The sequence below is a fragment of the Streptomyces sp. genome (genome assembly GCF_035563135.1).
Lineage (GTDB): Bacteria > Actinomycetota > Actinomycetes > Streptomycetales > Streptomycetaceae > Streptomyces.
Genome location: NZ_DATMVN010000206.1, coordinates 1 through 3647, shown reverse-complemented (window position 1 = coordinate 3647; position 3647 = coordinate 1). Strand labels below are relative to the sequence as shown.

At 73.2% G+C, this 3647-nt stretch carries 3 protein-coding genes; 2 read left to right on the top strand and 1 reads right to left on the bottom strand.

The features are described from left to right. The first annotated feature begins 276 nt into the window (after positions 1–276). Together VN520_RS09030 and VN520_RS09025 are read left to right on the top strand one after the other, a co-directional pair. Entirely contained in the window at positions 277–1041 is a 765-nt protein-coding gene (locus tag VN520_RS09030) for a decarboxylase (RefSeq protein ID WP_325746336.1), read from the top strand. A gap of 89 nt (positions 1042–1130) precedes the next feature. Further along, entirely contained in the window at positions 1131–2231 is a 1101-nt protein-coding gene (locus tag VN520_RS09025; RefSeq protein WP_325746335.1) for an LLM class flavin-dependent oxidoreductase, read from the top strand. Positions 2232–2313: 82 nt separating this feature from the next. On the opposite strand, the gene VN520_RS09020 is transcribed toward VN520_RS09025, so the two are convergent. Further along, on the bottom strand, positions 2314–3647 hold a 1334-nt coding region (locus tag VN520_RS09020), incomplete at its 5' end, for a putative bifunctional diguanylate cyclase/phosphodiesterase (protein WP_325746334.1).

Below are 3647 nucleotides of genomic sequence, written 5' to 3'. Positions count from 1 at the left end.
GGCCGGCCGGCCGGCCCGTTCGTGGCGGGCGGGTGCCCGGGACGGGATCGGGGGATCACGGGAGGGGCCTCCGGCCCGGCCGTGCCCGCCCTGGGGCGCACGCCTGCCGGCAGGGCCCGGGCGGTGTCGGGGAAACCGCTGGTCATCGCCGTTGCGGGCGGCGATATGGGCCCATAAGGGGAATACTTGTCCCAGGCAGGGGCAGCGGTGACAGGAGTGCCGGCAGGACATCCGGACGTATGCCGGCGGACATCCGGACGCACCGGAAGGATGGACATGACGACCGTAGGACTTCTCTACCCGGGCCACGCCGCGGAGGACGACTTCCCGCGGATCGAGGTCATGCTCGACAGCGACATCAGGGTGCCGCTCTTCCACACGGACCTCGACGAGGACGCCCGCCGGACCGAGAACCTCAAGGCGGCAGGCGCACCCGAGCGCCTGAACGCCGGTGTCGAGGAGCTGCGGATGGCCGGCGCCGAATCGCTGGTCTGGGCCTGCTCGGGCGGCAGCTTCGCCTACGGCTGGGACGGGGCGCACGAGCAGGCCGCAGGGCTGGCCAGGGCGGCGGGACTGCCCGCCTCCAGCACGTCCATCGCCTTCGTCCAGGCGGTACGCGAGCTGGGTGCCTCCCGGGTCGCGGTCGCCGCGACCTACTCCGAGGACATCGCCGCGCTCTTCGCCGGATTCCTGGAGTCCGCAGGGGTCGGGGTGACCTCCCTCCGGGGCAGCGGCATCATCATGGCGTCGGAGGCCGCCGCCGCGGACGTGGACCTGGTGAAGGAACTGGCCGTGGCCGGGGACCACCCGGACGCCGAGGTGGTGCTGCTCCCCGACAACGCGCTGCACACCGCCGCACACGTCCCCGAACTGGAGGAACTCCTCGGCAAGCCGGTCCTCACCGCCAACCAGGTGGCGGTCTGGGAAGGGCTCCGGCTGGTCGAGCGCCGCATCTGGGCCCCCACGCTCGGCACCCTGTTCGCCACGCGCGAGCCTCCGCCGGGAGCGACCGAGCCCCGGGGCATCGAGGTGCGGGAGTGAGGACCGCGGCAGCTCCCCGGGAATAAGCGGAGCCATCCTCCTGTTGGCACCCTCCGGTATACAGACGCAGCACCGGAGAGGCCGAACACGTGGACGAGAACCGAGGCGACCAGATTCGCGGCACGGCGGGCGGGACGGCCTCCGTGCCCCTCTCCGTGCTCGACCTGGTGACCGTGGGCCAAGGCCGCACGGCGACCCAGGCCCTGCGCACCAGCGTGGACATCGCCCGGCTCGCCGAGAGCCGCGGTTTCCACCGCTTCTGGGTCGCCGAGCACCACTCCATGCCCGGTGTGGCCTCCTCGTCCCCCGCCGTGATCCTCGCGCACCTGGCCGCGTACACGGAGCGCATCAGGCTCGGCTCCGGCGGAGTGATGCTGCCCAACCACGCGCCGCTGGTGATCGCCGAGCAGTTCGGCACCCTTGAGGCGATGGCGCCCGGCCGTGTCGACCTCGGCCTCGGCCGGGCACCCGGCACGGACGGCGCCACCGCCGCCGCCCTGCGCCGCACGGACCGGCTCAACGAAGGTGCCGACGACTTCCCGCAGCAGCTGGCCGAGCTGACCCGCTTCCTGGACGACGACTTCCCGGACGGGCACCCCTACGCCCGCATCCACGCCGTCCCCGGACCCGTGCAGGCCACGTCGCCCGGCGGAGTCCAGTCGCCCGCCCGTCCGCCGGTCTGGCTGCTGGGCTCCTCCGGTTTCAGCGCCCGGCTGGCCGGTGTGCTCGGCCTGCCCTTCGCCTTCGCCCACCACTTCTCGTCCCGCAACACCGTGCCGGCCCTGGACCTGTACCGGCAGTCCTTCAAGCCCTCCGCCGTGCTCGACGCCCCCTACGCCCTCATCGGGGTCGCGGCGCTGGCCGCGGACGACGAGCGCGAGGCCAGGCGCCAGGTGCTGACCGGCGCCCTGTCCATGGTCCGGCTGCGCACCGGGCGCCCCGGCCTCGTGCCCAGCCCCGAGGAGGCCGAGGCGTACGACTTCAGCCCCATGGAGCGCGAGTTCGTCGACGGCTGGCTGAAGGACATCGTCCACGGCACGGCGGACGAGGTCCGCAGCGGTCTGGACGACCTGGCCAAGCGCACCGGCGCGGACGAGCTGATGATCACGGCCAACGCGCACGGCGGAGAGGCCCGGCTGCGGTCGTACGAGCTCATCGCGGACGCGTACGGGCTGCCCGGGACGGTCTGACCCGGTCAGCTCCCGCCGGTCCGGCGCCGGTCAGTTCCCCGCCGGTCCGGCGCCGGTCAGCTCCCCGCCGGTCCGGCGCCGGTCAGTTCCCCGCCGGCCTGGCGCCGATCAGTTCGGCGATCCGCTCCGGGGCCACCGCACGCGAATACAGCCACCCCTGCCCGGTGTCACAGCCGATCCGGCGCAGCCGCTCCGCCTGGCCCGAGGTCTCCACGCACTCCGCGGTGACCGTGAGGCCCAGGCGGTGCGCCAGCTGCACCATGGCTTCGACGATCGTCTCGTCGGCCGGGCTGGGGTGCGCGCCGTCCTCGTAGCGGAAACCGCTCACGAAGGAACCGTCCAGCTTCAGCACGGACACCGGCAGCCGGCTCAGATAGGCGAGGTTGGAGTAACCCGTGCCGAAGTCGTCGATCGCGATGCGGACGCCCATGTCGCTGAGGGCCTGGAGCACCCGCAGCGGCCGGCCGGACGAGCCCATGACCGCCGATTCGGTCAGCTCCAGTTGCAGCAGCCCGGGTTCGAGGCCCGTCTCGGCGAGGATCTCCGCCACCTCGGCGACCAGGTCGGAGTCCCAGAGCTGCCGCACGGCGACATTGACGCTGATGAACAGCGCAGGCTCGTCCGGGTGTTCCAGCTGCCAGCGGCGGGCCTGCCGGCAGGCCGTGCGCAGCACCCACCGGCCGAGCTGGACGATGGTGCCGTCCTCCTCCGCGATGGGGACGAACCGGCTCGGCGCCAGCAGCCCGAAACGCGGGTGGTTCCACCGGACCAGGGCCTCCACACCCCGTACGACCTCGTCCGCCATGCCGACCAGCGGCTGGTACTCCAGGGTGAACTCCCCGCGCTCGACGGCGGGGCGGAGCGTGGAGGAGAGCGCCTGCCGGGTCATCCGGTGCGCGTTGCGCTCGGGGTCGAAGAGGGTCCAGCGGGACCGGCCGTCGGCCTTCGCCCAGTAGAGAGTGGTGTCCGCGGCCTGCATCAGGGCGGTGGCCGACGTGCCGGCCGACGACCGCTCCACCACCCCGATCGACGCGGAGACCGACAGCCGGTGCCCGGACACCTCGAACGGCCGCTGGAGGGCGCTGAGCACCGTACGGGCGAGATCGGTGAGCTGACGCGTGCCCGAGGAGTCCTCGACCAGGATGGCGAACTCGTCACCGCCGAGGCGCGCCACCAGATGGCCGCCGGTGCGGTGACCGCCGGCCTCGGCGCAGTCGGTGAGCCGTCCGGCCACAGCGGCCAGCAGCCGGTCGCCGGTGCGGTGCCCCAGGGTGTCGTTGACCGCCTTGAAACCGTCGATGTCGAGGTAGCAGAGCCCGATCCGGCCGGGCCGGGGCGACGGCCCCTCCTGGAGGGGCGGATGCTCCAGGGCGGCCGCGAGCCGCTCGAAGAACAGGGTGCGGTTGGGCAGCCGGG